Origin of the sequence: Streptomyces sp. NPDC085946, assembly GCF_044540485.1 — a bacterium.
In the GTDB taxonomy this organism is placed as follows: Bacteria; Actinomycetota; Actinomycetes; order Streptomycetales; family Streptomycetaceae; genus Streptomyces.
The window spans coordinates 710373-736000 of sequence record NZ_JBITSF010000001.1 but is presented as its reverse complement, the minus strand read 5'-3'; the positions used below and the strand labels follow the sequence as shown (position 1 = coordinate 736000).

Here is a 25628-nt window from a genome sequence, read left to right as displayed (position 1 = left end):
GCCTCAGATCGCGAGCTGCTGCTCATCGCGGTTCAGCCAGCGGCGGTAGAAGGAGGTGAAGACGATCAGGATGCCCAGCAGCAGGATGCCGTAGGCGGCCGACTGCGCGAAGTCGCGCGGCTGCTGTCCGAAGCCGAGCTGGTAGGCCCAGGTGACGAGGATCTGCGCGTCCGGGGCGGTGTTGCCGAACAGCAGGAAGATGATCGCGAACTGGTTGAACGTCCAGATCACGCCGAGCAGCACCACGGTGGAGCTGACCGACCTGAGGCCCGGCAGGGTGACGTAGCGGAACTGCTGCCAGCGGCTGGCGCCGTCCATCTCGGCGGCCTCGTAGAGGGAGGAGTCGATGGACTGCAGGCCGCCCAGGAGGGAGAGCATCATGAACGGCACGCCGCACCAGGTGTTGACCATGATCGCGGCGAAGCGCTGCCAGAAGGTGTCCTCCAGCCACGCCGGGTTCGGCAGGTGCAGCACGTCCAGGGCGGAGTTGATCAGGCCGGTGTCGGCGAGCATGAACCGCCAGCCGAAGACGGTGGTGAAGGTCGGCACGGCCCACGGCAGGATGAGGATCAGCCGGTAGAAGGTGCGTCCGCGCAGCTTCTGGTTGAGCAGCAGGGCGAGGCCCAGGCCGATGGAGTAGTGCAGGGCGACGCACAGGGCCGTCCACACGATCGTCCAGATGAAGTGGGACCAGAAGCGTTCGTAGGCGGTCTCGCCCCACAGGATGTCGGCGTAGTTGTCGAAGCCGATGTACTGGTAGGTGGCCTCGATCTCGTTGACGCCGATCGTCCGGGCCGTGTTCAGGCTGGTGGCGTCGGTGAGCGTCAGGTAGAAGCCGTAGGCCAGGGGGTACAGCACGAGGACGCCGAGCACGACGGCCACGGGCGCGATCATCGCGTAGGCGTACCAGTGCTTCTGGTAGCTGTGCCTGAGGCGCCGGCCCAGCCCGGACCGGGGACCGCGGTCACCGCTCCGCTTGCCGGTCGCTCGGTCGATGGCGACTGTCATGTTCGACAACCTTCTTCGCGAACTGGAGATCAGCTGGAGATCAAGGGGTACGGCACACAGGCCGATGGCCGCCGGATCCTTCCCCCTCTGCGCTGCGGAGGATCCGGCGGCCACTCGGGCTTACTTGCTGTAGTCCGGGAGCAGCTTGGCGATCGCGGTCTCGGCGCTGCTGAGCCCCTGGTCGAGGGACTTCTTGCCGCCGGCGATCGCGAGCAGCTCGTCGTCCAGCGGCGTCCACAGCGAGCTGTACTCGGGCAGCTCGGGACGCGGCTGGGCGGCGGCGAGCACGCCCTGGTAGCCGGCGATGCCCGGGTCGGCCTTGACCTCGTCGGTGTAGGCGTCGTCGCGCGTCGGCAGCGTGTTGTTCTTGAGCGCGATGGTCTCCTGCGCCTTGGCCGAGGTCATGAAGTTCACGAACTTCAGCGAGGCCTCCTGGTGGGCCTTGTCCGAGCCCGCGTACACGGAGAGGTTGTGTCCGCCGGTCGGGGCGCCCGCCTTGCCGGAGGAGCCGGCCGGGACGGTGGCGATGCCGAGGTTGGCCTTGTCCTTGAACGCCGAGCCCTTGTAGAAGTTCGTGATCTCCCAGGGGCCCTGGATGATCGAGGCGACCTTGCCGCTGACGAACGCCTCCTGGATGTGGGCGTAGGCGTCGGCGGTGGTGTCGGCCTTGTGCAGGCCCTTGCCCTTGAACAGGCTCTGCCAGGTGCCGTAGGCCTTCTTGGCCTCGGGCGAGGTGACGGTGATCTTCTTGGCGTCGACGTCGACGGTGTCGGCGCCCTCGCCGTAGAGGAAGGAGTGGGCGTAGTAGGACTGGGTCGAGCCCCAGTAGCCGTCGACGCCGGTCTTCTCCTTGATGGTGGCGGCGGCCTTCTTCAGCTCGTCCCAGGTCTTGGGGGCCTCGACGCCGGCCTTCTCGAAGAGCTCCTTGTTGTAGACCAGGGCGAGGGTGTCCGTGGTGAACGGCACGCCGTAGGTCTTGCCCTCGTACTGGGCCTGCTTGATCAGGTTGGACTTGAACTTGTCCTGCTCGGCGAGGGCCTCGGTGCCGTCCAACGGCAGGAAGAAGCCCTTCTTGGCGAAGGCGGGGGTCCAGCCGACCTCGGAGCGCAGCACGTCGGGGGCGCCCTTGGAACCGGCGGCGGTGTCGAACTTGTTCTGCGCCTGGTCGAAGGGGACGTTGACGTACTTGACCTTGATGTCCTTGTTGGCGGCCTCGAACTCCTTGACCAGGGCCTGGTAGGTCGGCGCCTCGTTGGTGGCGTTGGAGGTGTCCCACCAGGTGATGGTGACCGGGCCGTCGGCCTTGCCTCCGCTGTCGCCGTCTCCGCCGCAGGCCGTCGCCGCGAGGGCGAGGGACGCCACCAGCGCGGTGGCCGCTATGCCACGCCGCATGAGTTCTCCTTGAGGGTGAAAGCCCGTGTGGTGCAGGGGGCCCCGTCTGCCGCTCCTGCCGACTTGCCGACTGCGCCGTTGCCGCCGCCGGGCGACGTGAACGTAACAGTCATGTAAGCGTTGCGAAAGACCTTGCAGAAAAAAAGTGCAAGGGATGCCGAGTGTTATCCGGGCGTGACGTCTCCGCCACCGCTTCGCGACCCGGGTTTCCGGCTGATCCGCGCGGGCGGGAGCGCCTGTGCAAGACTCTGCAAGCACTTGCCATCCGTTTCCGCCGGGGGAATCATCCGTTGCGGACCGGACGCCGACCACGACATGAGGGATCGCGATGACCCAGCAACGCGCAGCGGGCCGTGCGACGGCGCGCCCCAGGCGTCCGTTCGGTGTGCAAGGAGAAGTACGGCCGCTACAGTCCCCTCCTGTGACCACCAGGCTTGCCGACATCGCTGCTCAGGCGGGGGTGAGCGAAGCGACCGTCAGCCGCGTCCTCAACGGGAAGCCGGGCGTCGCCGCCACCACCCGCCAGTCCGTGCTGGCCGCCCTCGACGTGCTCGGCTACGAACGCCCGGTGCGGCTGCGGCAGCGCAGCGAGGGCCTGGTGGGCCTGATCACCCCCGAACTGGAGAACCCGATCTTCCCCGCCCTGGCGCAGGTCATCGGCCAGGCGCTGACGCGGCAGGGCTACACGCCGGTGCTGGCGACCCAGACCCCGGGCGGCTCGACGGAGGACGAGCTGACCGAGATGCTGGTGGACCGCGGGGTCGCGGGCATCATCTACGTCTCCGGCCTGCACGCCGACACCACCGCCGACATGCAGCGCTACGAGCGGCTGCGCGCGCAGGGCGTGCCGTTCGTGCTGGTCGACGGCTTCTCCCCGAAGGTGCAGGCGCCGTTCATCTCCCCCGACGACCGGGCCGCGATGAACCTGGCGGTGACCCACCTGGTGTCGCTGGGCCACACCCGGGTCGGCCTGGCGCTCGGTCCCAAGCGGTTCGTGCCGGTCCAGCGCAAGATCGAGGGCTTCGTCCGCACCATGCAGGACCAGCTGGGCCTGAGCGCGGAGACCGTCGAGTCGGAGCTGGTCCAGCACTCGCTCTACACGCTGGAGGGCGGCCAGGCGGCGGCGACGGCGCTGATCGAGCGCGGCTGCACGGCGATCGTCTGCGCCAGCGACATGATGGCGCTGGGCGCGATACGGACGGCCCGGCAGCACGGTCTGGAGGTGCCCAGGGACATCTCGGTGGTCGGCTTCGACGACTCCCCGCTGATCGCATTCACCGACCCGCCCCTGACGACGATCCGCAAGCCGGTCCCGGCGATGGGCCAGGCGGCGGTGCGCACGCTGCTGGAGGAGATCGGCGGGACGCCCGCGCCGCACAGCGAGTTCGTGTTCATGCCGGAACTGGTGGTGCGCGGGTCGACCGCCTCGGCCCCCGGGGACCGGTCCCGCCCCTGAAACGCCCGCAATCGTCCTCAAGGGGGAGAACTCGCCGCCGGGGACCGTGCGGTGGGAGGAGACGGGGGCCTTCTCCCGCGGGAGAACATGCGGCCCGTACCGGACGAGAGGATGATCGGGGGATCAGGTCTTTTCTGGCAGACTCTGTGCCTATGGGTGACACGACCGTGACGACACTGGAAGGCCGGGAAGCGGCCGTTCCACATCCCGTCGCGGAGGAGACGGGGCAGGGCCGTCTGCGCCGGATGCGCGCCCCGCGCCGGCCCCGCCTCTGGTTCGAGATCCTGCTCATCGCGGTGAGTTATTGGACGTACTCCCTCATTCGCAACGCCGTCCCCGAACAGCGCGTCGAGGCGCTGCGCAACGCCGACTGGATCTGGCGGACCGAGCAGCAGCTCGGCATCGCCGTGGAGCAGACCGTCAACCACGCCGTGAACTCGGTGACTTGGCTGATCGTCGGCATGAACTACTACTACGCGACCCTGCACTTCGTGGTCACGCTGGGTGTCCTGGTGTGGCTGTACCGCAGTCATCCCGGGCGCTACGCGGCGACCCGCCTGGTGCTGTTCTCGACGACGGGTGTCGCGCTGGTCGGTTACTACCTGTACCCGCTCGCCCCGCCGCGGCTGATGAACGGCGGTCGCTTCGTCGACACGGTCCTGGTGCACGGCACCTGGGGGTCGATGGCGTCCGGCGACCTGAAGAACATGTCCAACCAGTACGCGGCGATGCCGTCGATGCACATCGGCTGGTCGCTGTGGTGCGGGCTGACGATCTTCGCGCTGGCCACGGTGCCGTGGGCGCGGGTGCTGGGCCTGCTCTACCCGGCGGTCACCCTGGTGGTCATCGTCGCCACCGCCAACCACTTCTGGCTGGACGCGGTGGGCGGCCTGGCCTGCCTCGCGTTCGGCTTCGCGGTGGCGTGGACGTGGTACGGCAGCCTGCCGCACACCCTGCCGAGGCGGGTGCCGGAGCGCAGGCCGGGCGGGAGCCCGGTTCCGCACGTGCCCGAGCCGCACGACGGCACCGCGAGGGCCGCGCGGCCGGGCCGGGTCCCGCCCGCGCACGACCGGTCCTCCCCGGCGCACCCGGGCCGCCCGGCACAGCCGTGAGGGCCGCCCCGCCGCCGGGGGCCCGCGTCCCGGCCGCCTCGCGCAGGGCCGCGAGGAACGCCCGCAGGGCCGGCCGGGGCGGGGCCGAGGCGCGGACGGCCGCGTGGACGCAGCGCAGCGGCTCCGGTGCCCGTACCGGCCGGACGACCAGGTCCGGGTGCCGGCCGCCGAGGCCGAGCCGCGGGACGAGGCTCACCCCGGGCCCGGCCGCGACGGACCCCTGGGCCGTGCCGTGGTCCTCGCCCTCCGCCGCGGACCTCGGCCGGAAGTCGGCCGCCGCCGCGCGCACCCCCGGCGCACCGGACCGGGAGCCGGCGGCCTACGCGCCGTAGAAGAGCTCCTCCACCACGCCGCGGGCCCGGCGGGCCGTGCGCCGGTAGGCGTCCAGCATGTCCCCGGCGTGGCCGGGCCCGTACCCCAGGTACCGCCCCACCGCCGCCAGTTCGCGGGCGTCGGTGGGGAAGGTGTCCGCGGCCCGGCCGCGCACCAGCATCACCGCGTTGCGCACCCGGGTGGCCAGCACCCAGGCCTCGTCGAGGATCGCGGCGTCCTCCTCGGACATCAGCCCGGCCGTCCGGGCGGCCGCCAGCGCCTCGCGGGTGCGGGTGGTGCGCAGGCCCGGCTCGGCGTGGCCGTGCCGCAGCTGGAGCAGCTGCACGGTCCACTCCACGTCGGACAGCCCGCCCGGGCCGAGCTTGGCGTGCAGCTTCGGGTCGGCGCCGCGCGGCAGCCGCTCGGACTCCATCCGGGCCTTCAGCCGCCGGATCTCCCGCACGGCCTCGTCGCCGAGCCCGTCCGCCGGGTAGCGCAGCGGGTCGACCAGCTCGATGAACCGGCGGGCCAGGTCCTCGTCGCCGGCGACCGGTTCGGCCCGCAGCAGCGCGTGCGACTCCCACACCAGTGACCAGCGCCGGTAGTAGGCCTCGTACGACTTCAGGGTGCGCACGAGCGGGCCGGACTTGCCCTCGGGGCGCAGGTCGGCGTCGATGAGCAGCGGCGGGTCGGCGCTGGGGAGCTGGAGCAGGCGGCGCATCTCGGAGACGACCCGGTGGGCGGCCTCGGAGGCCTCCCGCTCGTCCGCGCCGTCCCGCGGCTCGTGCACGAACAGCACGTCCGCGTCGGAGCCGTAGCCCAGCTCGTGGCCGCCGAACCGGCCCATGCCGATGATCGCGAACCGGGTCGGCAGGGTGTCGCCCCAGCCGTCCCGGACGACCGCGCGCAGCGTGCCCGCGAGGGTCGCCGCCGTCAGGTCGGAGACCGCGCCGCCGACCCGGTCCACCAGCGCGCCCTGGTCGGCCTCGGCGGGCCGGTCCTCGGTGCCGTAGGAGTCGACGATGTCGGCGGCGGCCGTGCGGAACAGCTCACGGCGGCGGACGCCCCGGGCGGCCGTCACCGCCTGGGCCGCCCCGTCGGCACGCCGGACCGCGGCGAGTATCTCCTGCTCCAGGTGGGCGCGGGAGCGGGGTTCCAGGCCGCCGCCGTCGCCGCCGCCGAGCAGCGCGACGGCCTCCGGGGCGCGCATCAGCAGGTCGGGGGCGAGCCGCCCGGCCGACAGCACCCGGGCGAGGTTCTGCGCCGCGGCGCCCTCGTCCCGCAGCAGCCGCAGGTACCAGGGCGTCTTGCCGAGCGCGTCGGACACCTTGCGGAAGTTGAGCAGGCCCGCGTCCGGGTCGGCGGAGTCGGCGAACCAGCCCAGCAGCACCGGCAGCAGCGTCCGCTGGATGGCGGCCTTGCGGCTCACCCCGGAGGCCAGCGCCTCCAGGTGGCGCAGCGCCGAGGCCGGGTCGGCGTACCCGAGCGCGACCAGCCGCTCGCGCGCCGCCTCGGTGCTGAGCCGGGCCTCGCCCGGGGCGAGCTGGGCGACCGCGTCGAGCAGCGGCCGGTAGAACAGCTTCTCGTGCAGCCGGCGCACGACGGTGGCGTGGCGCCGCCACTCGCGGTTGAGGTCGGCCACCGGGTCGGCGCGCAGTCCCAGCGAGCGCCCGATGCGGCGCAGCTCGGCCTCCTCCTCGGGCACGAGGTGGGTGCGCCGCAGCCGGTACAGCTGGATGCGGTGCTCCAGGGAGCGCAGGAAGCGGTACGCCTCGTCCAGCTGGGCCGCGTCGGCGCGGCCGACGTACCCGCCGGCGGCCAGGGCCTTCAGGGCGTCGAGCGTGGTGCCGCTGCGCAGCGAGCCGTCGGCCCGCCCGTGCACGAGCTGGAGCAGCTGCACGGCGAACTCGACGTCCCGCAGGCCGCCCGGCCCCAGCTTGAGCTGGCGGTCGACCTCGGCGACGGGGATGTTCTCCACCACCCGGCGGCGCATCTTCTGCACGTCGGCGACGAAGTTCTCGCGTTCGGCGGCCTTCCAGACCAGGGGCTGGACGGCGGCGACGTACTCCTCGCCGAGCCACAGGTCGCCCGCGACCGGGCGGGCCTTCAGCAGGGCCTGGAACTCCCAGGTCTTGGCCCAGCGCTGGTAGTAGGCGAGGTGGCTGGAGAGGGTGCGCACGAGCGGGCCGTTGCGGCCCTCGGGGCGCAGGTTGGCGTCGACGGGCCAGATCGACCCCTCCACCGTGGTCTCCGAGCAGATCCGCATCAGGTGCGAGGCGATCCGGGTCGCGGCGCGCAGCGCCTTGCCCTCGTCGGCGCCCTCGACGGCCTCGCCGACGAAGATGACGTCGACGTCGGAGACGTAGTTCAGCTCGTGCCCGCCGCACTTGCCCATCGCGATGACCGCCAGCCGGCACAGCGCGGCGTCGTCGGGGGCGGCGGCCTGCGCCAGGGACAGGGCGGCGCGCAGGGTGGCGGTGGCGAGGTCGGCGAGCTCGGCGGCGGTCTGGGCGACGTCGGTGGTGCCGCACACGTCGCGGGCGGCGATGGACAGCAGGCAGCGGCGGTAGGCGACGCGCAGGGACACCGGGTCGGCGGCGTCCGCCAGGCACCGCTCGAACTCCTCCACCCCGGGGTGCAGGTCGCGCGGCTCGTACGTGACCAGCGCGCGCCAGTCGCCGGGGTGCCGGGCGAGGTGGTCGGCGAGCGCGGCGGAGGCGCCGAGCACGCCGAGCAGCCGGTCGCGCAGCGGCTTGGCGGCGATCACCGTGTCGAGCAGTTCGCGGCGGGGCGTGGGGCCGGGCTGCGCCTCCAGGAGCCGGACCAGGCCCTGCAGCGCGAGGTCGGGGTCGGCGGTGGCGCCGAGCGCCTCCAGCAGCACCGGGTCGTTGCGGATGGGCGCCAGCTCCGGGCTGTCCAGCAGGCGCTCGGCGGCGGAGGCATCGGTGAAACCGTGCCGCAGCAGACGCGTGAAGGTACTGCTCCTGCGTCCCGGCCCCGCCGTCATCCCCGGCCTCCCTCGGATCAAGGTCGTACGGCCCGAGCCTAACCGCACTGCCCGGGGGAAGCGCCGGTGAGTTCCGCCCGGCTGCGGAGTCCGTCCCGGCGAGGCACCATCCGCTCAGGAGGAGGGCGAGACACCCATGACCGACCCGATGTCCGATCCCACGACCGACCCGGTCCCCGGTCCCACGACCGACCCGGTCCCCGGTCCCGCTGCCGGTCCCGCGGCCGGCGCCGGAGCCGGCCGGGTCCCCGAGACGCGGATCGATCCGCGCTACAGCGATCCGTCCGCCACCGCCACGCCGTGGTCGCGGGCCGAGGAACTCCTCGCCCGGGCCGAGCTGTTCTGGATCTCCACGGTGCGCCCGGACGGACGACCGCACGTGACCCCGCTCCCGGCGGTCTGGTCCGGCGGCGCCCTGCACTTCTGCACCGGCCCCGCGGAGCGCAAGGCGAGGAACCTCGCGGTCGACCCGCACGTCGTGCTGACCACCGGCACCAACACCTGGAACGCGGGCTACGACCTGGTGGTCGAGGGCGAGGCGGAGCGCGTGGCCGACGACGGCCGGCTGCGGGAGCTGGCCGCCGCCTGGGAGGAGAAGTACGGCGGCTTCTGGCACTTCGAGGTGCGGGACGGCTTCTTCCACCACGGCCCCGGCCGCGCCCTCGTCTTCGCCGTGGCGCCGCGCACGGTTTTCGGCTTCGGTAAGGGGGAGCCGTTCAGCCAGACGCGCTGGCGGTTCGGCTGAGGCGGACCGTCCGCCGCCGACGGAGGAGCAGACCATGGAGTACACGCTCGAAGTGATCCCGCTGCCGGTGAGCGACATCGACCGGGCCCGGGACTTCTACCGGGACAAGGTCGGCTTCCACGTCGACATCGACCAGGAGGTCGTGCCCGGCCTGCGGATCGTCCAGCTGACGCCGCCGGGCTCCGGCTGTTCGATCGCCCTCGGCGACGGCATCTGGGAGATGTCCCCGGGCACCCGCCCGGCGCCCGGCTCGTACCAGGGGCTCCAGCTGTGCGTCGCCGACATCGGGGCGGCCCGCGCGGAACTCGTCGAGCGCGGCCTCGACGTCTCCGAGCCGGTCCGCCACGCCCCGCAGGACGGCGCGACGTTCCTGTACTTCCGGGACCCGGACGGCAACGGCTGGTCGGTCCAGGAGTACCGGCGCCGCGCCGCGGAACCGCTGCACCGGGTGCTGGCGGAGCAGGCGGCCGGACGGGAATAGGCACGGCGCCCGTCCCCGGCCGGACAGGGGACGGGCTCCCCTCCCGCACGTCTTCCTCCGCAGCGTCTTCGCGAACTCCCCACCGCTGCAACGTGTCAAAGCCGAACAACTGGCCACTCGGGGCGAAACGGACGGTCGCGTGCGACGACCGGCGCAGGGCCCGCGGCCCGCGCCGGGCCGTACGGCGCACGGGACCGCACGCAGGAAATCCGATGAGGGGAAGTCGCCCATGAGTGAGTCCGTACAGACCGGAACCGGAGGTACCGGAGAGAAGGTCAAGGCGGAGACCTCCGCGACCGCCGACCAGGCCAAGCAGGCCGCGAGCCAGGTCGCGGGCACTGCGGCGGAGCAGGCCCGGGCCGTGGCGGGCGAGGCGCGGCAGCAGGTCGGCACGGTCGTCGGCGACCTGCGCAGCCGTGCCATGGACGAGGCCGAGGGGCAGACCCGGCGCGCGGCCGGCACGCTGCGCCAGTGGGCGCAGGACCTGTCCGGGCTCGCCGAGAACGCCCGGGACGACTCGCCCGCGCGCAGCCTGGTCTCCCAGGCCGCCGACCGGGGCAACCGGGCGGCCGACTACCTGGAGAAGCAGGGCGTCGACGGCCTCCTCACCGACCTGCAGGACTTCGCCCGGCGCCGTCCCGGCGCCTTCCTGGGCGGCGCGCTGCTGGCCGGGCTGGCCGTGGGGCGCCTGGCGAAGGTGGCGGGCAGCGCGTCCCGCTCCGGCGGGTCCGGGCAGGGGCAGGCCGGAGGCGCGCCGCAGCCGGGCGAACTGTACGCACCGGGCTCGCAGGCCCTGCCGGGCACGCCGACGGGTGCCGTACCGGCGTCCCCGCCGCAGGCGCCGCCCGGCGTGACGCAGGTCCCGCCCGCGCCCCAGGTCCCGCCGGCCGTCGGGACGCCGTCGGACGGCACTCCGGGCCGCCCGTACCCGGAGGTGTGAGATGGCGTCGTCCTATCCCCCCACCCCCGCCGGTCCGGCCGAGCCGCAGGGCGGGGACAGGTCGGTGGGGCAGCTGCTGTCCGACGTGACCTCGGACGTGCAGGCCCTGTTCCGCCAGGAGGTCGAGCTGGCCAAGGCCGAGGTCAGGGAGGAGGCGACCAGGGCGGGCAAGGCCGCCGGGATGTACGGCGGGGCCGGGTTCGCCGGCTACATGGTCATGCTCTTCCTGTCGCTGGCCGCCGTGCTCGGCCTGTCCAACGTCATGGACGGGGGCTGGGCCGCCCTGATCGTCACGGCGGTGTGGGCCGTCGTCGCGGCCGTGCTGTACCAGAAGGGCCGCGCGCGGATGCGGACCGTCAACCCGAAGCCCGAGCGAACCGTAGAGACCATGAAGGAGAACGCCGAATGGGCACGTCACCCGACGCAGTGAGGGCCGAGATCGAGGCCACCCGAGGCCGGCTGTCCGCGGACGTGGACCGGCTCGCCGACCGGACCAGCCCCCGGCGCGTGGCGCGCCGCCGGGCGGACCGGATGCGCGGCGCGGTGTCGGGCCTGCGCGAGCGGGTCATGGGCACGGCCTCGCACACCGCGCACAACGTGGCCGGCACCGCGCAGTCGGCGGCCGGCTCGCTGCAGGAGGGCACCGGCCGGGCGGCCGAGTCGGCCCGCGAAGCGGTCGGCCAGGCGGGCCAGGCCGTCCAGCAGGCGCCGGAGATGGCCCGCCGCCAGACGCAGGGCAACCCGCTCGCCGCCGGTCTGGTCGCCTTCGGCGTCGGGATGCTGGCCTCCTCGCTGCTGCCGGCCTCGCGGGCCGAGCAGGAGAAGGCCTCGGACCTGATGCAGAGCGAGGCGCTGGAGCCGGTGAAGCAGGCCGCCGTCGAGTCCGCGCAGCACCTGAAGGAAGGCGCCCGGGAGGTCGCGCAGTCCGCGGCCGCGGAGGTCAAGGACAGCGCGGCGCAGGCCGCCCGCACCACCCAGGAGGAGGCCCGCGGCCAGGCCGGCCAGGTGACCGAGCAGGCCCGCGACTCCGGCGGCCGGCTCGCGGACGAGGCGCGTCAGCGCGGGTCCGGCTGACCCGTCCGCGCCATGGGGCGGCGGGCGGCGGCCGCCGCCCCGCGAACCCGTCCGGCCGGTCCGGGCACCGGCCACGGCGGCGGGACCACCGCGCACGCCCGCGGGAGCGCGGCCGGACGCGGCCGCCCGCCGGGGCGGGGCCGGCCTCCGCCGCGGCCGGCCCTCCCCCGGACGGCGGCAGCCGCCGGCCGGTGCCCGCGCTTCGCCGGGCCCGGCCGGGGTGTCCCTGCGGGATCCGCCGCGCGTCCGGTACGCGCGGAGCGGCGGACCGACGGCCCGCGCGGCCGTGGTCAGCCGGGCCGGGGCGGCGGTCCGCCGCCGGACGGCCCGGAGAGGCCGGAGCCGCCGGGACGCCGTGGGGGCCGGCCGTCACGCACGGTCGGCCCCCACGGGGCGGACACGGCCTCACACCGGCCGGCCCGCCCTCACAGCACCGGCAGGTTCTTGCGCAGCTCGAACGCGGTGACCTCGGAGCGGTACTCCTCCCACTCCTGGCGCTTGTTGCGCAGGAAGAAGTCGAAGACGTGCTCGCCGAGGGTCTCGGCGACCAGGTCGCTGCGCTCCATCAGGGTCAGCGCCTCGCCGAGGTTCTGCGGCAGCGGCTCGATGCCCAGCGCGCGGCGCTCGGCGTCGGACAGGGCCCAGACGTCGTCCTCGGCGCCCGGCGGGAGCTCGTAGCCCTCCTCGATGCCCTTGAGGCCGGCGGCCAGCAGGAGGGCGTAGGCGAGGTAGGGGTTGGCGCCGGAGTCCAGGGAGCGGACCTCGACGCGGGCGGAGCCGGTCTTGCCGGGCTTGTACATGGGGACGCGGACCAGGGCCGAGCGGTTGTTGTGGCCCCAGCAGATGTAGGAGGGCGCCTCGCCGCCGGCGCCCGCGGTGCGCTCGGTGCCGCCCCAGATGCGCTTGTAGGAGTTGACCCACTGGTTGGTGACCGCGGAGATCTCCGCGGCGTGCCGCAGCAGGCCCGCGATGAAGGAGCGGCCGACCTTGGAGAGCTGGTACTCGGCGCCGGACTCGTAGAACGCGTTGCGGTCGCCCTCGAACAGCGACAGGTGCGTGTGCATGCCGGAGCCGGGGTGCTCGGAGAACGGCTTGGGCATGAAGGTCGCCTGGACGCCCTGCTCCAGCGCGACCTGCTTCATGACCAGGCGGAAGGTCATGATGTTGTCGGCCGTGGAGAGCGCGTCGGCGTAGCGCAGGTCGATCTCCTGCTGGCCGGGCGCGCCCTCGTGGTGGGAGAACTCCACCGAGATGCCCATCGACTCCAGCATGGTGATCGCCTGGCGGCGGAAGTCCATGCCGATGTTCTGCGGGGTGTGGTCGAAGTAGCCGGAGTTGTCGGCCGGGGTCGGGCGCGAGCCGTCCAGCGGCCTGTCCTTCAGGAGGAAGAACTCGATCTCCGGGTGGGTGTAGAAGGTGAAGCCCAGGTCGGAGGTGCGGGCGAGGGCGCGCTTGAGGACGTACCGTGGGTCCGCGAAGGACGGGGAGCCGTCCGGCATGAGGATGTCGCAGAACATGCGGGCCGTGCCCGGGGCCTCCGCGCGCCAGGGCAGGATCTGGAAGGTCGACGGGTCCGGCTTGGCGATCATGTCGGACTCGTAGACGCGGGCGAAGCCCTCGATGGCCGAGCCGTCGAACCCGATGCCTTCATCGAAGGCCTGTTCGAGCTCCGCCGGGGCCACGGCCACGGACTTGAGGAAGCCCAGCACGTCCGTGAACCACAGGCGTACGAACCGGATGTCGCGCTCCTCCAACGTCCGGAGCACGAACTCCTGCTGCTTGTCCATCTTCCGCTTCCCCATCCTTGCTGGTCAGGCCGCCTGTCTCCGGTACCGCGGGAGGCGGTCGGGCACCTGAGCATCCCACCACAACACCATTTCGCGCGCGTTGCGGACCTTGATCGGCCGGCCGACCCCGGTCTGAACGCCTCGCCTACGGCAGGTGTACCGCTCTGCCGCCCATCTTGCCTGCCCGGCCCGGCATCCGTACCGGCCGGAGCCCTCCCTGGCAGGGTAGCGGTCACGGGCGCAGGGTACTGGTCACGTGTTCGACCCGGAAACTCCCGGCCATTCCTGTGACCGCCCTGCGAGCGATCCCCTCTCCCCCATTACCATCAGCGGACTCGTCCGTCCCTTTCCGCAGAAGGACACACCCCATGGGTTCCGCCAAGAAGAGCAGCAACGTGTCGCGCAAGGCCCGGATAGAGGAGATGCGGCGCGCCGAGCAGTCCCGCGAGCGCCGCAACCGCGTCCTCGCCATCGCGACCAGCGCGGTGGTCGTCGCCGGGCTCGTCGTCGGCGGCGTCTTCCTCGTGCGGTCGCAGTCCGGCGACGGCGGCGGCAGCGCGGCGAGCGAGGACAAGACCACGGGGAAGTTCGTCACCGGCGCGGACGGCGTGCGGACGTGGAAGGGCACGCTGGCCCGCAACCACGTCACCAAGGCCGTGAAGTACGCGGTGCAGCCCCCGGTCGGCGGCGACCACAACCCGGTGTGGATGAACTGCAACGGCGACGTCTACACCGAGGAGATCGCCAACACCAACGCGGTGCACTCCCTGGAGCACGGCGCGGTGTGGGTGACGTACAACGACAAGGCGCCGAAGGCCGAGGTCGAGGCGCTCGCGGCGAAGGTGAGGAAGACGCCGTACACGCTGATGAGCCCGGTCGGCGACCAGAAGGACCCGATCATGCTGACGGCGTGGGGCCACCAGCGGACGGTGACCGGCGCGAGCGACCCGGACGTGGACGCGTTCCTGGAGACCTACGTCCAGGGCAAGCAGACGCCGGAGCCGGGCGCCGCCTGCACGAACGGCCTGTCGAAGTGAGGCACGCTCCCCTGGTGGCGGGCGCCGCGGCGGCGGTGCTCGTCGCGGCCGGCGCGATCACCTACGCGGTCGCCGGCGACGAGGGCGCGGACCGCACCCCCGCCGCCGGCTCCGCGGACGCCGGGTTCGCCCGCGACATGGCGGTGCACCACCAGCAGGCCGTGGAGATGTCGTACATCGTCCGGGACCGCACCGAGGACGAGGAGGTGCGGCGGCTCGCGTACGACATCGCGCAGACCCAGGCCAACCAGCGGGGCATGCTGCTCGGCTGGCTCGACCTGTGGGAGCTGCCCAAGGTGTCCGCCGAGGCGCCGATGACCTGGATGGGGATGGGCGACACGGCCGCCGGCAAGGACGGCGCGCTGATGCCGGGCATGGCGACCAACACGGAGCTGGAGAAGCTCGGCACGCTCAGCGGGAAGCGGGCGGAGGTCCTCTACCTCCAGCTGATGACGGACCATCACCGCGGCGGCGTGCACATGGCCGAGGGCTGTGTCGCCCGCTGCACGGTCGGCGTGGAGAAGCGGCTCGCGCGGGGCATGGTGGAGGCCCAGCGGTCGGAGCTCGACCTGATGGCGGACATGCTGGAGGCGCGGGGCGCCGGGCCGCGCCGGTAGCACCTGTCTTCGCGTCGCTCTGACGATTACACTGGGCGCGTGCCTCAACTACGCCTCGCCCTGAACCAGATCGACAGCAGCGTCGGCGACCTCGCCGGGAACGCCGAGACCATCGTGCGCCGGGCCCGGCACTGCGCCGGGCAGGGGGCGCACCTCGCGGTGTTCCCGGAGATGGCGCTGACCGGGTACCCGGTCGAGGACCTGGCCCTGCGGCCGTCCTTCGTGGCGGCCTCCCGCGCGGCCCTGCGGGGCCTGGCGGCCCGTCTCGCCGCCGAGGGCCTCGGCGAGCTGCCGGTGGTCGTCGGCTACCTGGACCGCTGCGCGACCGCCCAGCCGAAGTACGGCCAGCCGGCGGGCGCCCCGCAGAACGCGGCGGCGGTGCTGCACCGCGGCGAGGTGGTGCTGGCCTTCGCCAAGCACCACCTGCCGAACTACGGCGTCTTCGACGAGTTCCGCTACTTCGTGCCCGGCGACACCATGCCGGTGGTGCGGCTGCACGGCGTCGACATCGCCCTGGCCATCTGCGAGGACCTGTGGCAGGACGGCGGCCGGGTGCCCGCCGCGCGCTCGGCCAGGGCCGGCCTGCTCGTCTCCGTCAACGCCTCGCCGTACGAGCGCGACAAGGACGACACCCGGCTGGAGCTGGTCCGCAAGCGCGCCCAGGAGGCGGGCTGCACCACGGCGTACCTGGCGATGACCGGCGGCCAGGACGAGCTGGTCTTCGACGGCGACTCCATCGTGGTCGACCGGGACGGGGAGGTGGTCGCGCGGGCGCCGCAGTTCGAGGAGTGCTGCGTGGTCCTGGACCTCGACCTGCCGGCCGCGGCGGCGGACGCGCCGGACGGCGTGGTGGACGACGGTCTGCGCATCGACCGGGTCGTCCTGTCCGAGGAGCCGCTGCCGGCCTACGCGCCGGAGCACACCGGCGGCTACGCGGACCGGCTGGACGACGACGAGGAGGTCTACTCGGCGCTCGTGACGGGCCTGCGGGCCTACGTCCGCAAGAACGGCTTCTCGTCGGTGCTGATCGGCCTGTCCGGCGGCATCGACTCCGCCCTGGTCGCGGCGATCGCGTGCGACGCGCTGGGGGCGGGCAACGTGTACGGCGTGTCGATGCCGTCGAAGTACTCCTCGGAGCACTCGAAGGACGACGCGGCGGAGCTGGCCCGCCGCACGGGCCTGAACTACCGCACGGTGCCCATCGAGCCGATGTTCGACGCGTACATGGGGTCGGTGCGGCTGACCGGCCTGGCGGAGGAGAACCTCCAGGCGCGGCTGCGCGGCACGCTGCTGATGGCGCTGTCCAACCAGGAGGGGCACATCGTGCTGGCGCCCGGCAACAAGTCGGAGCTCGCCGTCGGCTACTCGACCCTGTACGGCGACGCGGTGGGCGCGTACGGCCCGATCAAGGACGTGTACAAGACGTCCGTGTTCCGCCTGGCGGAGTGGCGCAACCGGGCGGCGCGGGAGCGCGGGCAGACCCCGCCCGTCCCGGAGAACTCGATCACCAAGCCCCCGAGCGCGGAGCTGCGCCCGGGCCAGGTCGACGCGGACTCGCTGCCGGACTACCCGGTGCTGGACGCGATCCTCGACCTGTACGTCGACCGGGACCGGGGCGCGGACGAGATCGTGGCCGCCGGGTTCGACGCGGAGCTGGTCGCCCGGACCCTGCGGATGGTCGACACGGCCGAGTACAAGCGGCGCCAGTACCCGCCGGGCACCAAGATCTCGGCGAAGGGCTTCGGCAAGGACCGGCGGCTGCCGATCACGAACGGCTGGCGGGAGTCCGTCTAGGACACCGGGCCGGCGCCGCGCCGCCGGCCCGGTCCCGTCCCGCCCGCCGGGCCTCACCGCGGCAGCGCCCGCGGGCCGCACGCGGCGCGGTGCGGGCCCGCGGCGAGGAGCGCCGGGTGCGCCCGGAGCCCGCCCGGCAGGCGAGCCGGGCGCCGGCGGCGAGGCCGTGGGGGTGCCGTCCTCCCGGCGGCAGGAGGCCCCGGCGGGAACGCGGCGGAGACGCCGGTGGCCCGCCGCCGGTCACCGCCCGGCCCCGCGCACCCGCCACTCCTGCGTGTACGCCGCCGCGAGGGCGAGCAGCGCACCGGACAGGGCGAGCAGGAAGGCCGCCTGGTTCATCCAGGAATAGTCCGGGTCGCTGGGGTAGGACGAGCCGTCCTCGCGTACGCAGTCGAAGCGCAGCGGCAGGTACGAGGAGCGGTGGTGGGACAGGCCGCGGACGGTCTCGGGGGCGAAGCCCTCCTGGCAGGCCGGTGCGGGCACGGAGCCCGCGCCGTCGCCGAACGCCGCTTCGGACGCCAGGACGCCGAAGAAGCCCAGGAGGTAGACCGACGCGGCGGCGCAGAAGGCCAGCCACGCGGCCCGGCGCATCAGGTGTTCCGGCCAGGGCAGGGGCCGTCCGGGGAGCGCCATCGCGACGACGCCGGCCAGGGCGACGGCCGCGCCGAGGGCGCAGAGGGCGGACAGACCGAGACCGATGATCATGCCTGAGGCGCCCCGGCGCGCGGGCGGTGAACGGGCGCGAGCCCGGCCGGGAGGAAGCGCGCGGCGGGCGGCTGGGAGGTTCGCATCCGGCCACCCCACCAGAGCCGGGGCGACGGGGCTGTGACGGAAGCCACTCCTCCGGCCACAGCGCTGTCACAGGACCCCTGGTCCGGCCGCCGGCGCCCGCCCGGTCAGCCCCGCACCGTCTCCGCGTCCCGCGGCACGTGCCCGGCCACCACCCGCTCGCGGCCGGTCAGCGGACCCCGGCGGCGGTCCACCGCGTACGCCACGGCGGCCACCCCGAGTCCCAGGACCGCCAGGACCGCGCCCGCCGAGGCCGGGGACGTCGTCCCGAGGCCCGCCGCCAGGGCGAGGCCGCCGATCCAGGCGCCGCCGGCGTTGGCGAGGTTGAAGGCCGCCTGGTTGGCGGAGGAGGCCAGGGAGGGGGCCGACGCGGCCTTCTCCATGACCATCAGCTGGAGCGGCGAGCCGGTGACGAAGGCGGCCGTGCCGAGCAGCGTCACCGCCAGGGCCGCGCCGACCGGGTCGCGCATCAGCAGCGGGAACAGCGCCAGCACCGCCGCCAGGGCGGTCAGGCCGCCGAAGAGCGTGCCGCGCAGGGAGTGGTCGGCCAGGCGGCCGCCGAGCAGGTTGCCGACCGTCGCGCCGACGCCGAACAGGGCCAGCAGCAGCGTCACGCTGGTGTCGGCGTACCCGGCGGAGTCGGTGAGCATCGGCGTGATGTAGCTGTAGGCGGCGAAGAGCGCGCCGAAGCCCGCGACCGTCGTGCCGAGCGCCAGCCACACCGGCAGCGACCGCAGCGCGGCCAGTTCGCCGCGCAGGCCGGTGGCGGCGGCCCGGGCGGGGTCGCGGGGGATCAGCAGGGCGAGCGAGGCGATCGCCGCGAGGCCGATGGCGCTGACGCCGAGGAAGGTCGCCCGCCAGCCGAGGTGCTGGCCCATGAGGGTGGCCGCCGGCACGCCGACGATGTTGGCGACCGTCAGGCCCAGGAACATCAGCGAGACGGAGCGCGCCCTGCGTTCGGGGGTCACCAGGCCGGTGGCGACCACCGCGCCCACGCCGAAGAACGCGCCGTGCGGCAGGCCGCTCAGGAAGCGGGCGGCCAGCAGCCACCGGTCGTCGGGGGCGAGGGCCGACAGGGCGTTGCCCACCACGAACAGCGCCATCAGGGCGATGAGGACCGTGCGGCGGGAGAGCCGGGCGGTGACCGCCGCCAGCAGCGGGGCGCCGACGACGACGCCGAGCGCGTAGGCCGACACCAGGTGGCCGGCGGCCGGGATCGAGATGCGCAGGTCGTCCGCGACGTCGGGGAGCAGCCCCATCATGACGAACTCGGTCGTGCCGATGCCGAAGGCGCCCACGGCGAGGGCGAGCAGGGCCAGGGGCATGAGGAACCTTTCGAGACTGCCGGGGGGCGACGTTCCGTACGTCGTATGTTCAAGTACGGAACAAAGTCTCTCAGGCCTGGTGTTCCGCCCGGTGACGTCCCGGTTGCCGGGACGTGCCGGCCGGGCGGCTGACCTGGTGTTTCAGGAGGCCGTTGTGGCGACCCTCACACGGGCCGCGACCGGCAGGTGGTCGCTGCCCGTCTGCGGCAGCGTCCAGGAGCTCACCGGCTCCAGCCCCTTGACCAGGATCTGGTCGATCCGCGCCATCGGGAACGAGGCCGGCCAGCTGAACCCGAAGCCGCTGCCGGCGGCGCCCTGCGTGGAGCGCATCTGGGAGGTGACGGCGTTCAGCGCGCGGTCGTTCATGGTGCCGTTCAGGTCGCCGAGCAGCACGCTGTGCGGCAGGGGCTCGCCGGCGATGGCCTCCCCGAGGGCGTCCGCGCTCTTGTCGCGCTGGCGGGCGGTGAACCCGGCCTCCAGCTTCACGCGGACCGACGGCAGGTGGGCGACGTACACCGCGACCTGTCCCAGCGGCGTGGTGACGGTGGCGCGCATCGCCCGCGTCCAGCCCAGCTTGATGTCGACGGCCCGCACCTCGCTCAGCGGGTACTTGCTCCACAGCCCGACCGTGCCCTGCACCGAGTGGTACCGGTACGTCGGCGCCAGCGCCTTCTCGTAGGTGGGGACCACCTCCGCCCGGAGCTCCTCCAGGGCGAGCACGTCCGCGCCGGACGCGGCCACGTCCCGGGCGGTGCCGGCCGGGTCGGCGTTGTCCGCGTTGACGTTGTGCGTGGCCACGGTCAGGTCGCCGTCGCCGCCGGCCTTGTCGGTGAGCAGCCCGCCGAAGAGGTTCAGCCACACGACCGCCGGCACCAGCACCGCGATCAGCGCGCTCGCCGAGCGGCGGACCAGGGCGAGGAGCAGCAGCACCGGGACGAACACGCCCAGCCAGGGCAGGAACGTCTCCAGGAGGCTGCCGAGGTTGCCGACCGCGTTGGGGATGTGGGAGTGGACCAGCATCACCCCGGCCAGCAGCACCGCGCACGCGGCCACGAACAGGCCGCGCCGCCAGATCCGCGGATCGCCGCGCCGGCCGGCCGCCAGGCGGGAGAACAGGCGCCGAAGCCGGGTGCCTGGGCGCTCGGGCCCCGAGCCGCCGCCTGCCGTCTCCGTCATGTACGCCTGCTGCGCCATACCGTCGCCTCACAACCTGCCGTGCGCACCGTCGTCCCTGTGCCTGTTAGACCCTAGGGGATGATCGGCTCCGTTCCTGCCGTCACTCGACGGCCGTACGGGGGCGAGGACGTACGACCCGCTCGCCGGAGTTCCGGACGCGGGCACGGAAAGCGCCCACTGTGACGAAACGCGCACACTAGGGCGCGGGCGGCGGCGAACTGACGGGCGGTGAACTGACGGCCGGTGAGCCGCCGCCCCGCGCGCCGCCCGGGCGCAGCCCGTCGAGGAGGGTGTCGACGACCCGCGCGGCGAGGTCGTCGGGCAGGTCGGCGTCCGGGTCCAGCACGGCCCGTACCAGCAGGGGCCCGAGGAAGAGGTCGTAGAGCAGTTCGACGTCGACGTCCGCGCGCAGTTCGCCGTCGCGCTGGCCGCGGCGCAGGACCTCCAGGCCCGTCCTGCGGCGCGGGGCGACGACGCTCCTGCGGTACGCCTGCCAGATGGCCGGGCTGCTCTTCATCTGGACGTGCACGTTGTGCAGGATCGCCGAGGAACGGTTGGCCAGGCCGCGGCGGCGCAGCGCCTCCAGCAGGACCACGAGGTCGTCGCGGGCCGAGGTGCCCGGCAGTTCGGGGTCGGGCGGGTCGGCGGCGCGCATGACGTCGACGAAGAGTTCCTCCTTGCCGCTCCAGCGGCGGTAGATGGCGGCCTTGCCGACCCCGGCGGTGCGCGCGATGCGCTCGATGGAGAGCTCCGCGAGCGGCACGCCCTCCTCCAGGAGCTTCATGACGCCCTCGATGATGGCGCGTTCGACGGCCTCGCTGCGGGGGCGTCCCCGCGCGGGACCGTCCTGCCGGGGGTGGCTGCCGGCGAGGCTCACGTCACTGCGTCCTTCCGTCGGTCGGGGTGCTGCTCGGACGGCGGACTACTCCGCCGACACCAACTGTGCCTCCTGCGGGTCCGTCTCGTCCGCCGGCCGCCTCCCCGGGAGGAACAGGGCCACCACGATCGCACCGGCCGCGGCGATCGCCGCGCCCCACAGCGCGGTGACGTGCATGGCGTGCAGGAACGCGTCGTACGCGGGCTCGACCAGGTCCCTGCCCCGCGGGCCGAGCCCGGCCGCGACGCCCAGCGTGGCCTCGACGGACTCGCCCGCGGTGTGGCGCAGGCCGGGCGGCAGCGCGCCGAGGCTGTCCTCGATGCCCGAGCGGTAGGCGGCGGACAGCACCGAGCCGAGCACGGCGATGCCGAGGGCGCCGCCGACCTGCCGGAAGGTGTTGCTGAGCGCGGAGGCCGAGCCGGCCTTCTCGCGGGGCAGGGCCTGCATGATGACGACACTGACCGGGGTCATGATGTGCGCCATGCCGGTGCCCATGAGGAAGAAGAGGACCTCCAGGGCCCAGATGGGCGTGTCCGCGTCCAGGACGGCGAAGGCGGCCAGCGTCGCGGCGACGACCAGCATGCCCGCCGTGGTGGTGGCCTTGTGGCCGAAGCGGCCGACGACCAGCCGGGCCCGCGGCGCGAAGACCATCTGGGCGGCGGCCAGCGGCAGCATCAGCAGACCGGTCTGCAGCGGGGTGTAGCCGCGCACGCTCTGGGTGTAGAAGACCGAGAAGAAGGTCACGCCCATCAGCGCGAAGAAGGTCAGCGTCATGGCGACGATCGCGGCGGAGAAGACCTTGTCGCGGAAGTACGTGACGTCGATGGACGGGTGGTCGCTGCGCTTCTCGTGCACGACGAAGGCGACCAGGACGGCGAGGCCGGCGCCGGCCGTCGACAGCACGACCGGGTCGGTGAAGTCGGCGCGTTCGCCGCCCTCGATGATGCCGTAGACGAGCAGCACCAGGCCGACGACGGACAGCACGACGCCGACCGGGTCGATGCGCCCGGGGTTCGGGTCGCGGGAGTCGGGCACCAGCCACAGCATCAGCGCGAGCGCCACCAGCACGATCGGCACGTTGACGAGGAAGACCGAGCCCCACCAGAAGTGGTCCAGCAGCACCCCGCCGGTGATGGGGCCGACGGCGATGGCCAGGCCGACGCCGCCGGCCCAGATGCCGATGGCCTTGGGCTGCTCCTCGCGCTCGAAGACGTGCATCAGCACGGCCAGGGTGGCCGGCATGACGAACGCGGCGCCGGAGCCCATGACCGCGCGGAAGGCGATCAGCTCGCCGGGCGAACCGGAGAAGGCGGCGAGCGCGGAGCCGGCGCCGAACACGGCGAGACCGCCGAGCAGCACCTTCTTGCGGCCCAGCCGGTCGCCGAGCAGACCGGCGCTGAACAGCAGGCCCGCGAAGACCAGGGTGTAGGCGTTGATCGCCCACTCCAGCTGGCTCTGGGTGGCGCCGAGGCCGGTCGGGGCGGGGGTCGAGATCGTCTTGACGGCGACGTTCAGGATCGAGTTGTCGAGCACCACGATCAGCAGGCTCAGCATCAGCACGCCGAGGATCGCCCAGCGGCGCCGGTGCACGGCCTCCGGTATCCGGGGGCCGTCGCCGGGTCGGTCAGCGGGAGTAGTCATGCCGCCGAGCGTAGGCGATTTACGATACGGCCCCGTTCCGTATCGGAATACTTTTACCCGACTCTTACGCGCCGGTCCGGGCGTGACGGGGGTCCCCTAGCCGCCGTCGGCACGAGGTGCCACCATGGACGTGGTCCGGGGACGCCGTCAGGGCGCCTCGAGATGACGTGTTAGGAGCCGTTGCCATGACGCAGCTCTCGGCTGCCCAGACCGCGCAGCACAAGCCCTCCGACGGCGGCAAGGCGCTGTACGGGGGGAAGAGCACCCGCCGCATCACCGTCCGGGACATCGCCCTCGCCAAGGAACGCGGCGAGAAGTGGCCCATGCTCACCGCGTACGACGCCATGACCGCCTCCGTCTTCGACGAGGCCGGCATCCCGGTCCTGCTGGTCGGCGACTCCGCGGGCAACTGCCACCTCGGGTACGACACCACCGTGCCCGTCACCCTCGACGAGATGACCGTGCTGTCCGCCGCGGTCGTCCGCGGCACCCGGCGCGCCCTGATCGTCGGCGACCTGCCCTTCGGTTCGTACCAGGAGGGACCGGTGCAGGCGCTGCGCTCGGCGACCCGCCTGGTGAAGGAGGCGGGCGTGCAGGCCGTGAAGCTGGAGGGCGGCGAGCGGTCGCACGAGCAGATCCGGCTGCTGGTCGAGTCCGGCATCCCGGTGATGGCGCACATCGGCCTGACCCCGCAGTCCGTGAACGCCATGGGCTACCGGGTGCAGGGCCGCGGCGAGGAGGCCGCCCAGCAGCTGCTGCGCGACGCCAAGGCCGTGCAGGACGCCGGCGCGTTCGCCGTGGTGCTGGAGCTCGTCCCGGCGGAGCTGGCGGCCGAGGTGACGCGGACCCTGCACATCCCGACCGTCGGGATCGGCGCGGGGGCCGAGACGGACGCGCAGGTCCTGGTGTGGACGGACATGCTGGGGCTGACCGGGGGCCGGGTGCCGAAGTTCGTGAAGCAGTACGCCGACCTGCGCGCGGTCATGGGCGGCGCGGCGCGGGCGTTCGCCGAGGACGTCGTCGGCGGAACGTTCCCGCAGGAGGAGCACTCCGTCCACTGAGCCCCTGAGCCACTGCGGCACCACAGGCAGCCCCGCCGATCCTCCCCCGTCGGCGGGGCTCGCCCTTTTCCGCGCGGCCGCCGCCGGGACCGCCGGCGGGCCCGCGGTGCTGTCGGCGGCTTGTCGGCGGTCTGTCGGCCGGCGCTGGCACCGTCGTCGGCATGACGCGAATCGACAAGAACCCCGGCGGCTCCGCCGTCACGGTACGGGGGCTGGTCAAGCACTACGGCACGACCAAGGCCCTGGACGGGGTCGACCTGGACGTACGGGAGGGCACCGTGATGGGGGTGCTCGGACCGAACGGGGCCGGGAAGACCACCCTCGTACGGATCCTCTCCACCCTCCTCGCCCCCGACGCCGGCGAGGCCGTCGTGGCCGGGTACGACGTCGTACGGCAGCCGCGGCAGCTGCGGCGGGTGATCGGGCTCACCGGCCAGTACGCCTCCGTCGACGAGAAGCTCCCGGGCTGGGAGAACCTCTACATGATCGGGCGGCTGCTCGACCTGTCCCGCAAGGAGGCACGCGCGCGGGCCGACGCGATGCTGGAGCGGTTCTCCCTCACCGAGGCCGCCCGGCGGCCGGCGGGCACCTACTCCGGCGGGATGCGGCGCCGGCTCGACCTGGCCGCCTCGATGATCGGCCGGCCGGTCGTGCTGTACCTGGACGAACCCACCACGGGACTGGACCCCCGCACCCGCAACGAGGTGTGGGACGAGGTCAAGCGCATGGTCGGGGACGGGGTGACCGTGCTGCTGACCACGCAGTACATGGAGGAGGCCGAGCAGCTCGCCTCCGAGCTGACCGTGGTGGACCGGGGCCGGGTCATCGCGGGCGGCCGCGTCGACGAGCTGAAGGCGAAGGTCGGCGGGCGCACGCTGCGGATCCGCCCGGCCGACCCCGGGCAGGTCCGGCCGCTCGCCGCCGCCCTGGACGGGCTGGGCCTCACCGGCCTGGCCACCACCACCGTGGACGCCGAGCGCGGTGCCGTGCTGGTGCCGATCCTCAGCGACGAGCAGCTGACGGCCGTGGTCGGCGCGGTCACCGCGCGCGGCGTCACCCTCGCCTCCCTCACCACCGAACTGCCCAGCCTGGACGAGGTGTTCCTGTCCCTCACCGGCCACCGCGCCGGTGCTCCGCAGGACGCCCGGCCCGCCGACTCCCGTGAGGAGGTCGCCGTATGAGCGCCGCCACCGCCGCCGCCACGCCCGCCGACCCCCGGATCCCGCTGCGGTCCCACCTCCGGCACACCGGGGCGCTGGTCCGGCGCAACCTGCTGTGGATCCGGCAGGACCCGGAGTCGATGTTCGACGCCGTGCTGTTCCCGATCGTCTTCACGCTGCTCTTCGTGTACGTCTTCGGCGGCTCGATCGGGCAGGCGCTGGGCGGCGGGCAGGACGCGTACGTGCAGTACATCGTGCCCGGCCTGATGGCCATGATGGGCATGAACATGGCCCAGGGGGTGGGGACCGGCTTCAACCAGGACTTCAACACCGGCGTGATGGACCGCTTCCGGTCCCTGCCGATCGGCCGGGGCTCGGTGCTGTTCGCCAAGGTCGCGGTGGAGCTGGTCCGGATGCTGATCGCGACCGTGATCCTCATGGTCGTCGGCGTCCTGGTCGGCTTCGACATCACCGACTGGCCGGGGCTGCTGGCCGCCGTGGGGCTGTCCGCGCTGTTCGGCACCGCCCTGATGTGGATCTTCCTCACCCTCGGCGTGGTGATGAAGAACGCGCAGTCCGTGCAGGCGATGGGCTTCCTGGTGCTGATGCCGCTGCAGTTCGGCTCGTCGATCTTCGCGCCGCCGCAGTCCATGCCGGGCTGGCTCCAGGCCTTCACCGACTACAACCCGCTGTCCTCGCTCGCGGACGCCGCGCGCGGGCTGATGGTGGGCGGGCCGGTCGCCCACGACCTGTGGATGACCGTGGCCTGGTCGGTGGCGATCACCGCGGTGATGGCGCCCGTCGCCGTCCACAAGTTCCGCACCAGGAGCTGACCGG

Annotated in this window: 22 protein-coding genes and 1 pseudogene; 13 read left to right on the top strand and 10 right to left on the bottom strand. The window is 73.3% G+C overall.

What is annotated here, in order from left to right:
- Nucleotides 1-3: 3 nt before the first annotated feature.
- Together ACIF8T_RS03290 and ACIF8T_RS03285 are read right to left on the bottom strand one after the other, a co-directional pair.
- Nucleotides 4-1008: a carbohydrate ABC transporter permease gene (locus ACIF8T_RS03290; RefSeq protein WP_400030588.1), complete on the bottom strand. Its 1005-nt coding sequence runs from the start codon at nucleotides 1006-1008 to the stop codon at nucleotides 4-6.
- A gap of 120 nt (nucleotides 1009-1128) precedes the next feature.
- Nucleotides 1129-2400, bottom strand: a complete 1272-nt coding sequence (locus ACIF8T_RS03285; RefSeq protein WP_400030586.1) for an extracellular solute-binding protein — start codon at nucleotides 2398-2400, stop codon at nucleotides 1129-1131.
- Nucleotides 2401-2821: 421 nt separating this feature from the next.
- Here ACIF8T_RS03285 and ACIF8T_RS03280 point away from each other — a divergent pair, with 421 nt between their 5' ends.
- Nucleotides 2822-3856, top strand: a complete 1035-nt coding sequence (locus tag ACIF8T_RS03280) for a LacI family DNA-binding transcriptional regulator (protein WP_400030584.1) — start codon at nucleotides 2822-2824, stop codon at nucleotides 3854-3856.
- Nucleotides 3857-4008: 152 nt separating this feature from the next.
- Entirely contained in the window at nucleotides 4009-4968 is a 960-nt protein-coding gene (locus tag ACIF8T_RS03275; protein WP_400030582.1) for a phosphatase PAP2 family protein, read from the top strand.
- 91 nt (nucleotides 4969-5059) lie between these two features.
- On the opposite strand, the pseudogene ACIF8T_RS03270 reads toward ACIF8T_RS03275, so the two are convergent.
- A pseudogene (locus ACIF8T_RS03270) lies at nucleotides 5060-5257 on the bottom strand (LysR family transcriptional regulator); the annotation flags it as partial.
- A gap of 30 nt (nucleotides 5258-5287) precedes the next feature.
- Complete coding sequence (locus ACIF8T_RS03265; RefSeq protein WP_400030580.1) at nucleotides 5288-8287, bottom strand: bifunctional [glutamine synthetase] adenylyltransferase/[glutamine synthetase]-adenylyl-L-tyrosine phosphorylase; 3000 nt, start codon at nucleotides 8285-8287, stop codon at nucleotides 5288-5290.
- Between the two features lie 136 nt (nucleotides 8288-8423).
- On the opposite strand from ACIF8T_RS03265, the gene ACIF8T_RS03260 reads away from it, so the two are divergent.
- The 5 genes from ACIF8T_RS03260 to ACIF8T_RS03240 all read left to right on the top strand — a co-directional run bounded on the left by ACIF8T_RS03260 (nucleotide 8424) and on the right by ACIF8T_RS03240 (nucleotide 11527).
- Entirely contained in the window at nucleotides 8424-9032 is a 609-nt protein-coding gene (locus tag ACIF8T_RS03260; protein ID WP_400030578.1) for a pyridoxamine 5'-phosphate oxidase family protein, read from the top strand.
- A 34-nt stretch (nucleotides 9033-9066) separates the two neighbouring features.
- The gene (locus ACIF8T_RS03255) at nucleotides 9067-9513 is read left to right on the top strand and encodes a VOC family protein (RefSeq protein ID WP_400030576.1); all 447 of its coding nucleotides are present in this window, start codon (nucleotides 9067-9069) and stop codon (nucleotides 9511-9513) included.
- A gap of 229 nt (nucleotides 9514-9742) precedes the next feature.
- Nucleotides 9743-10453 carry a hypothetical protein gene (locus ACIF8T_RS03250; RefSeq protein WP_400030574.1) on the top strand — a complete coding sequence of 237 codons (711 nt, stop codon included), beginning with the start codon at nucleotides 9743-9745 and terminating at the stop codon, nucleotides 10451-10453.
- Between the two features lies 1 nt (nucleotide 10454).
- Nucleotides 10455-10883 (top strand): phage holin family protein, encoded by a 429-nt coding sequence (locus tag ACIF8T_RS03245; protein ID WP_400030572.1) that lies wholly within the window; start codon nucleotides 10455-10457, stop codon nucleotides 10881-10883.
- On the top strand, nucleotides 10859-11527 hold the full coding sequence (locus ACIF8T_RS03240) for a DUF3618 domain-containing protein (protein WP_400030570.1): 669 nt from the start codon (nucleotides 10859-10861) through the stop codon (nucleotides 11525-11527). Before ACIF8T_RS03245 ends, ACIF8T_RS03240 begins: the two co-directional genes overlap by 25 nt.
- 425 nt (nucleotides 11528-11952) lie before the next feature.
- On the opposite strand, the gene glnA is transcribed toward ACIF8T_RS03240, so the two are convergent.
- Entirely contained in the window at nucleotides 11953-13314 is a 1362-nt protein-coding gene (gene glnA, locus ACIF8T_RS03235; RefSeq protein WP_400030569.1) for a type I glutamate--ammonia ligase, read from the bottom strand.
- 368 nt (nucleotides 13315-13682) lie between these two features.
- Between glnA and ACIF8T_RS03230 the strand changes: the two genes are divergently transcribed.
- From ACIF8T_RS03230 to ACIF8T_RS03220, 3 genes are read left to right on the top strand one after another with little or no spacing between them, the layout of a single operon-like run.
- Nucleotides 13683-14351, top strand: a complete 669-nt coding sequence (locus tag ACIF8T_RS03230) for a DUF3105 domain-containing protein (protein WP_400030567.1) — start codon at nucleotides 13683-13685, stop codon at nucleotides 14349-14351.
- The gene (locus tag ACIF8T_RS03225) at nucleotides 14348-14968 is read left to right on the top strand and encodes a DUF305 domain-containing protein (RefSeq protein WP_400030565.1); all 621 of its coding nucleotides are present in this window, start codon (nucleotides 14348-14350) and stop codon (nucleotides 14966-14968) included. The genes ACIF8T_RS03230 and ACIF8T_RS03225 overlap by 4 nt, the downstream gene beginning before the upstream one ends.
- A 39-nt stretch (nucleotides 14969-15007) precedes the next feature.
- Complete coding sequence (locus tag ACIF8T_RS03220) at nucleotides 15008-16762, top strand: NAD+ synthase (RefSeq protein ID WP_400030563.1); 1755 nt, start codon at nucleotides 15008-15010, stop codon at nucleotides 16760-16762.
- Nucleotides 16763-17002: 240 nt separating this feature from the next.
- Here the strand turns inward: ACIF8T_RS03220 and ACIF8T_RS03215 are convergent, their stop codons facing one another.
- The 5 genes from ACIF8T_RS03215 to ACIF8T_RS03195 form a co-directional block, all read right to left on the bottom strand.
- A complete protein-coding gene (locus ACIF8T_RS03215) occupies nucleotides 17003-17467 on the bottom strand; it encodes a hypothetical protein (protein WP_400030561.1) in 465 nt (154 codons plus the stop codon).
- 191 nt (nucleotides 17468-17658) lie between these two features.
- Nucleotides 17659-18876, bottom strand: a complete 1218-nt coding sequence (locus tag ACIF8T_RS03210) for an MFS transporter (protein WP_400030559.1) — start codon at nucleotides 18874-18876, stop codon at nucleotides 17659-17661.
- A 141-nt stretch (nucleotides 18877-19017) separates the two neighbouring features.
- Nucleotides 19018-20070 (bottom strand): endonuclease/exonuclease/phosphatase family protein, encoded by a 1053-nt coding sequence (locus ACIF8T_RS03205; protein WP_400030557.1) that lies wholly within the window; start codon nucleotides 20068-20070, stop codon nucleotides 19018-19020.
- A gap of 178 nt (nucleotides 20071-20248) precedes the next feature.
- The gene (locus ACIF8T_RS03200) at nucleotides 20249-20929 is read right to left on the bottom strand and encodes a TetR/AcrR family transcriptional regulator (RefSeq protein WP_400030555.1); all 681 of its coding nucleotides are present in this window, start codon (nucleotides 20927-20929) and stop codon (nucleotides 20249-20251) included.
- Nucleotides 20930-20974: 45 nt separating this feature from the next.
- On the bottom strand, nucleotides 20975-22570 hold the full coding sequence (locus ACIF8T_RS03195; protein ID WP_400030553.1) for an MFS transporter: 1596 nt from the start codon (nucleotides 22568-22570) through the stop codon (nucleotides 20975-20977).
- Nucleotides 22571-22755: 185 nt separating this feature from the next.
- On the opposite strand from ACIF8T_RS03195, the gene panB reads away from it, so the two are divergent.
- From panB to ACIF8T_RS03180, 3 genes are all read left to right on the top strand, one after another.
- Nucleotides 22756-23631, top strand: a complete 876-nt coding sequence (panB, locus tag ACIF8T_RS03190) for a 3-methyl-2-oxobutanoate hydroxymethyltransferase (protein WP_400030551.1) — start codon at nucleotides 22756-22758, stop codon at nucleotides 23629-23631.
- Nucleotides 23632-23792: 161 nt separating this feature from the next.
- On the top strand, nucleotides 23793-24812 hold the full coding sequence (locus ACIF8T_RS03185) for an ATP-binding cassette domain-containing protein (protein WP_400030549.1): 1020 nt from the start codon (nucleotides 23793-23795) through the stop codon (nucleotides 24810-24812).
- Complete coding sequence (locus tag ACIF8T_RS03180; protein ID WP_400030547.1) at nucleotides 24809-25624, top strand: ABC transporter permease; 816 nt, start codon at nucleotides 24809-24811, stop codon at nucleotides 25622-25624. The genes ACIF8T_RS03185 and ACIF8T_RS03180 overlap by 4 nt, the downstream gene beginning before the upstream one ends.
- Nucleotides 25625-25628: the final 4 nt, after the last annotated feature.